This is a genomic window from Arhodomonas sp. KWT, assembly GCF_010993615.1.
In genome coordinates this window covers 1-6,303 of record NZ_WNXE01000024.1, presented here as the reverse complement: position 1 = coordinate 6,303, position 6,303 = coordinate 1, and the positions used below count along the sequence as shown (strand labels likewise).

6 protein-coding genes are annotated in these 6,303 nt (G+C 72.8%); all 6 read left to right on the top strand.

Features of this window, described 5'->3' with window-relative positions; genetic code table 11:
- Window positions 1–1,813, top strand: a 1,813-nt coding sequence (locus tag G7A99_RS06635; protein ID WP_163139263.1) for a xanthine dehydrogenase family protein molybdopterin-binding subunit, incomplete at its 5' end; no start/stop codon positions are given.
- A 46-nt stretch (window positions 1,814–1,859) separates the two neighbouring features.
- On the top strand, window positions 1,860–2,657 hold the full coding sequence (locus G7A99_RS06630; protein WP_018719603.1) for a xanthine dehydrogenase family protein subunit M: 798 nt from the start codon (window positions 1,860–1,862) through the stop codon (window positions 2,655–2,657).
- A gap of 145 nt (window positions 2,658–2,802) precedes the next feature.
- Entirely contained in the window at window positions 2,803–3,735 is a 933-nt protein-coding gene (locus G7A99_RS06625; RefSeq protein WP_163139262.1) for a MoxR family ATPase, read from the top strand.
- On the top strand, window positions 3,719–4,945 hold the full coding sequence (locus tag G7A99_RS06620) for a VWA domain-containing protein (protein ID WP_018719605.1): 1,227 nt from the start codon (window positions 3,719–3,721) through the stop codon (window positions 4,943–4,945). Before G7A99_RS06625 ends, G7A99_RS06620 begins: the two co-directional genes overlap by 17 nt.
- Entirely contained in the window at window positions 4,902–5,501 is a 600-nt protein-coding gene (locus tag G7A99_RS06615; RefSeq protein ID WP_018719606.1) for an NTP transferase domain-containing protein, read from the top strand. Before G7A99_RS06620 ends, G7A99_RS06615 begins: the two co-directional genes overlap by 44 nt.
- Window positions 5,498–6,280: an XdhC family protein gene (locus tag G7A99_RS06610; protein WP_018719607.1), complete on the top strand. Its 783-nt coding sequence runs from the start codon at window positions 5,498–5,500 to the stop codon at window positions 6,278–6,280. The genes G7A99_RS06615 and G7A99_RS06610 overlap by 4 nt, the downstream gene beginning before the upstream one ends.
- The last annotated feature ends 23 nt before the right edge of the window (window positions 6,281–6,303 follow it).

Here is a 6,303-nt window from a genome sequence, read left to right as displayed (position 1 = left end):
CACCAACAACCGGTTGATCCCCAACGCCATCGAGCCCCGGGCGGCGATCGCGCAGTACACCCCGGGCGAGGAGCGCTACACCCTCTACACCACCAGCCAGAACCCCCACGTCACGCGGCTGCTGATGAGCGCGTTCGTGCTCCAGATTCCCGAGCACAAGCTCCGGGTGGTGGCGCCGGACGTCGGCGGCGGGTTCGGCTCCAAGATCTTCCACTACGCCGAGGAGGCAGTGCTCACCTGGGCGAGCCGCCGGGTCGCCCGGCCCGTGCGCTGGACCGCCGAGCGCTCGGAGTCCTTCACCACCGACGCCCACGGCCGGGACCACGTCACCCGAGCGGAGATGGCGCTGGACGGCGACGGGCATTTCCAGGCGATGCGGGTGCGCACCACCGCGAATATGGGGGCGTATCTCTCCACCTTCGCGCCGTCGGTGCCCACCATCCTCTACGCTACCCTGCTCGCCGGGCAGTACCGCACGCCGAAGATCCACTGCCGGGTCACCGCGGCGTTCACCCACACCACGCCGGTGGACGCCTACCGCGGTGCGGGCCGGCCCGAGGCCACCTACGTGGTGGAGCGCCTGGTGGACGCCTGTGGCCGGGCCCTGGGGATCGATCAGGCGGAGATCCGGCGGCGGAACTTCATCCCGAAGGACGCCTTCCCCTACCAGACGCCGGTGGCGCTCAACTACGACGTCGGCGACTACGAGGCGACCCTGGACGCGGCCATGGAGATGGCCGACGTCGCCGGCTTCGAGCAGCGCCGTGCCGAGGCCCGCTCGCGGGGCCGCTACCGCGGCATCGGCTACTCCACCTACATCGAGGCCTGCGGCCTGGCGCCGTCCAACATCGCCGGTGCCCTCGGTGCCCGCGCCGGGCTCTACGAGGCCGGCGAGGTGCGGCTGCACCCCACCGGCAAGGTCACCGTGTTCACCGGCTCCCACAGCCACGGTCAGGGCCACGAGACCACCTTCGCCCAGGTCGTCTCCGACCGCCTCGGCATCGGCATCGAGGACGTGGAGATCGTCCACGGCGATACCGACCGCGTACCCTTCGGCATGGGCACCTACGGCTCGCGCTCGCTGGCGGTCGGCGGCACGGCGATCATGCGCGCCCTCGACAAGGTGATCGACAAGAGCCGCAAGATCGCCGCGCACATGCTGGAGGTGGACGCCGCGGACGTGGAGTACGACGATCACGGCACCTTCCGCGTGGCCGGCACCGACCGCACGCTGTCCATGCCGGAGATCGCCTTCTCCGCCTACGTCCCGCACAACTACCCGCTGGAGACGCTGGAGCCGGGGCTGGACGAGATGGCGTTCTACGACCCGACCAACTTCACCTATCCCGCGGGCAGCCACATCTGCGAGGTCGAGGTGGACCCCGAGACCGGGCGTGTGGAGATCGTCAACTTCACCGCGGTGGACGACTTCGGCAACGTCATCAATCCGATGATCGTGGAGGGGCAGGTCCACGGCGGGCTCGCCCAGGGGATCGGTCAGGCGCTGCTGGAGGCGTGCGTCTACGACGACGCCAGCGGCCAGCTCGTCACCGGCACCTACATGGACTACACCATGCCCCGGGCGGACGACCTGCCGAGCTTCCGCGTCGACACCCGCAACACCCCCTGCACCCACAACCCCCTCGGGGTGAAGGGCTGCGGCGAGGCCGGGGCCATCGGCGCGCCGCCGGCGGTGGTGAACGCCGTGATCGACGCCCTCGGGCCGCTCGGCGTGCACGACATCGGCATGCCGCTCACGCCGGTGCGCGTGTGGCAGGCCATCCAGCAGGCCGGCGGCAGCCGCGCGGCGTAGGCACGACCCGGGCCCGGTGCCCGGCGTACGGGTGAAGGAGACGACCATGTACGCATTCGAATTCCACCGCGCCAGCGACATCGATGATGCCCTGAAACAGCTCGGCGCGGACGATGAGGCCCAGCTCATCGCCGGCGGCCAGACGCTGCTGCAGAGCCTGCGCCAGCGTCTGGCGATGCCCTCGACCCTGGTCGATCTGGGCGGGCTCACCGAGCTCGCTGGCATCGAGCGCGACGGCGACGCCCTCAACATCGGCGCCATGACCCGGCACGCGGACGTCGCCGGCGCCGCCGCCGTGCATGACGCCATCCCCGCGCTCGCGGTGCTCGCCGGCGGTATCGGCGATGCCCAGGTCCGCAACATGGGTACCCTGGGCGGCTCCATCGCCAACAACGACCCGGCGGCGGATTACCCGGCGGGCCTGGTGGGGCTGGGTGCCACGGTGGTAACCACCGAGCGCGAGATCGCCGCGGACGACTTCTTCACCGGGATGTTCGAGACGGCCCTGGGCGAGCACGAGCTCATCCTCGGGGTGCGTTTCCCGGTGCCCCGGCGGGCGGGCTACGTGAAGTTTCCGCAGCCCGCATCGCGGTACGTACTGGTGAGCGTGATGGTCGCGGAGACGGACGAGGGCGTGCGCGTCGCCGTCTCCGGCGCGGGTCCCTGCGTGTTCCGCGTCCCGGAAATGGAGCGGGCGCTCGCGGCGGATTTCCGTCCCGAGGCCCTGGACGGCATCCGCGTGGACCCGGGCGGGCTCAACGAGGACCTCCATGCCACGCCGGAGTACCGTGCCCACCTCGTGGGCGTGATCGCGCGGCGTGCGGTAGCGGCGGCGCTGTCGTAGCGCCCTCGTCGCGTTGAGGCACGGGCGGGCGGCGGCGTTATGCCGGCCGTATGAGGACGGTCACCGGGGTTCCGCCCCCGTCGGACGCCAGGCCGTGACCCGCCCGGACCCAGGGTTCCCCGGAGCGAAGGATACCGGATCAGCCATGCCGCGAGACCGTGATGACCTGCCCGCCGATATAGAGGCGGTGGACGCGCTGTTCGCCGGGCAGGACTACGTCAGCGACCGCCGCCTGTCGACGGCGGTGTTCCTCGCCCTGCGCCTGGGGCGGCCGCTGTTCCTGGAGGGCGAATCGGGCACCGGCAAGACGGAGGTCGCCCGAGCCCTCGCCGCCGGCCTCGGGCGCCGGCTCATCCGGCTGCAGTGCTACGAGGGCCTGGACGTCGCCTCGGCGGTGTACGAGTGGAACTACCAGCGCCAGATGATCGAGATCCGCCTCGCCGAGGCGGGCGGGGCGGTGGATCGGGAGCACATGGCCGATGACATCTTCGCCGAGCGCTTCCTCATCCGCCGGCCTCTGCTCCAGGCCCTGGAGCCACAGCCCGAGGGCCCGCCGGTGCTGCTCATCGACGAGCTCGACCGCACCGACGAGCCCTTCGAGGCCTTCCTGCTGGAGGTGCTGGCGGAGTACCAGGTGACCATCCCCGAGCTCGGCACCGTGCGCGCGGAGGAGCCGCCGATCGTGGTTATCACCTCCAACCGCACCCGCGAGATCCACGACGCGGTCAAGCGCCGCTGCTTCTACCACTGGGTGGATTATCCGGATGCCGCGCGGGAACTCGCCATCGTACGCCGCCGCGCCCCGGCGGCCGCCGAGGCGCTGAGCGCGATGGTGGTCGCCTTCGTCCAGCGACTGCGCGAGATGCCGCTGTACAAGCTCCCGGGGGTGGCCGAGACCATCGACTGGAGCCAGGCGCTGACCGCCCTGGACCGGGTCAGCCTGGACCCGGCCGTGGTCGGCGAGACCCTCGGGGCGGTGCTCAAGTACCAGGAGGACCTTGAGCGGCTGGACAGCCACGAGATCGAGAGCCTGCTCGAGCAGATCAACGCCGAGATCGCGGATGAGCGCCACGGCTGAGCCCCGCGGACGGCTGGCCGCCAACGTCGCCCATTTCGTGCGCCTGCTCCGCGCCGCCGGTCTGCCGCTGGGCCCGGACAGCACCCTGGACGCCATCGAGGCCGTGCGCACCGCCGGCGTGGGCGACCGCGCCGACCTGCGCGCGGCGCTGGCCGCGGTGCTGGTGCGCCGGCGCAGCGACCTGCCCGTCTTCGAGCAGGCGTTCGAGCTGTTCTGGCAGCATCCCCGGCTCACCCAGCGCGCCCTGCAGCGCCTCGCCGCCCGCGCCGCCGGCGGTGGCACGACATCGCCGCGCCGGCCGCCGCCGCGGCGGATCGCCGACGCGCTCGCGCCGGAGGCGGACACGGGCGCCGGCGGGCGGGAGGCCGGCGATACCGAGGAGGGGCTGGCGACGCTCACCTGGACGGACCGGGAGCGGCTTCAGCACCGGGACTTCGAGAGCCTGAGCGCCGAGGAGCTTGCCCGGGCCCATCGCCTGATCCGCGACATGGTCCCGCCGGCGCCGGCGCGGCCCACCCGGCGTTACCGGCCGGACCCCCGGGGGACGCGTGTCGATCCGAGGGCAAGCCTCAGGGCCGGGCTACGCGGGGGCTCGCCGGGTATCGAGCTCCGCCACCGCCAGCGCCAGTGGCGTGAGCCGCCACTGGTGGTACTCTGCGATATCTCGGGGTCCATGAGTCAGTATGCGCGGACCTTCCTGCATTTCCTACATGCGCTGATGCACTCGCGCGAGCGTGTGGAGGTGCTGCTGTTCGGCACCCGGCTGACCCGGGTGACGCGGCTGCTCCGCGCCCGGGACGTGGACGAGGCCCTGGCGGCCGTGGGCGGTGCCGCGCCGGACTGGTCCGGCGGCACGCGCATCGGGGCCATGCTCGGTGCCTTCAACCGTCGCTGGGCGCGGCGGCTGCTGGGGCAGGGCGCGGTGGTCGTGCTCCTGAGCGACGGGCTGGACCGGGATCCCGAGGGCGGGCTTGCCCGGGAGGCGGCGCGGCTGCACCGGCTCTCCCGGCGACTCATCTGGGTCAACCCGCTGCTGCGCTGGTCCGGCTTCGAGGCCCGCGCCGGCGGGGTGCGGGCACTGCTGCCCCACGTGGACGAATTCCGCCCGGTGCACAGCCTCCACAGCCTGGAGCAGCTGGCCCGGGCCCTCGGCGGGAGATACGGCGATGGCGAGCGGGCCGATCTGCGGGCTGCTGCTGGCGGGGGGTGAGGGCCGGCGTTTCGGCGGGGACAAGCTCATGGCGGCGCTGGCGGACGGCACGCCCGTGGCCGTCGCCACCGCCCGGGCGCTGGCCGCCGGCTGCGACCGGGTCGTCGCCGTGACCCGGCCGGACCGTGATCCCCTGGTGAAGGCGCTGCGCGGTGCCGGCTGCGAGGTGGTCGTCACCGCCGCATGCCGGCGTGGCATGGGGGCGAGCCTGGCCGCCGCGGTCGCGGCCTCGGGGGCGGCCGCGGGATGGCTGGTGCTCCCGGCGGACATGCCCGCCGTGGCCGGCACCACGGTCGCCGCCGTCGCGGCGGCCCTGCGTCGTGGTAGCCTCATTGCAAGACCCGAGCTCGACGGTCGCCCCGGTCATCCGGTCGGCTTCTCCGCCGAGCTGCGCGAGGCGCTCGCCGCCCTGGACGGCGATACCGGGGCCCGCGGTGTGGTGGCGCGCCATCGAGACGCCGTCGCCTGCCTGGCGGTGGACGACCCCGGTATCCTCGCGGATATAGACACGCCGGCGGACCTCGTCCGTCTCGCCGGAGGAGGAAACGGGACGTGAGCGACGACTGGCTGGAGATACTGCGCGAGCTGCGCGAACGCGGCGTGGGCCATGCCCTCGCCACGGTGATCGAGACCCGCGGCAGCGCCTCGGCGAAGACCGGTTCCAAGGCGGTGATCGACGCCGAGGGCCGGCTGCTGCACGGCTGGGTGGGCGGCGGCTGTGCCGAGTCCACCGTCTGCCAGACCGCCGTGGCCGCCCTGCGCGAGGGCGAGGGCCGGGTGGTGGACGTCAATCTCGACGACGAGGTCCTGGGCGTGGGCATGCCCTGCGGCGGGCACATGCGCGTGTTCGTGGAGCCGGTGCTGCCGCGTCCCGGGCTGTGGATCGTCGGCCACGGCCGGGTCGCCGAGACCCTGTGCGCCTTCGGCGACCGCTTGGGTCTGGCCGTGCGGGTGAGCGACCCTGGCGCCACCGCCGAGCATTTCCCCGAGGCCGCCGAGCGCATTACCGATGACGCGGGTTACCAGCGCCTGCGCCCGGCACCGGGAGACTTCGTCGTCATCGCCACCCAGCACAAGGGGGATCACCTCTCCCTGGACCGGGTGCTCGAGTCCGATGCCGGCTACATCGCCCTCATCGCCAGCCGCAAGCGTGCCGGACTGGTGATGGACTACCTCCGCGAGCGCGGCCGGGGCGAGGAGGACATCGCCCGCGTGCGCTCGCCGGCGGGCCTCGATATTGGCGCCCGCACCCCCGAGGAGATCGCCCTGAGCGTCATCGCCGAGATCGTGCAGCACCGCCGCGGCGGCTCCGGCGAGTCTCTGGCGTCGCCGTAGCGGAGACGTCGGCTGCCGGGAGC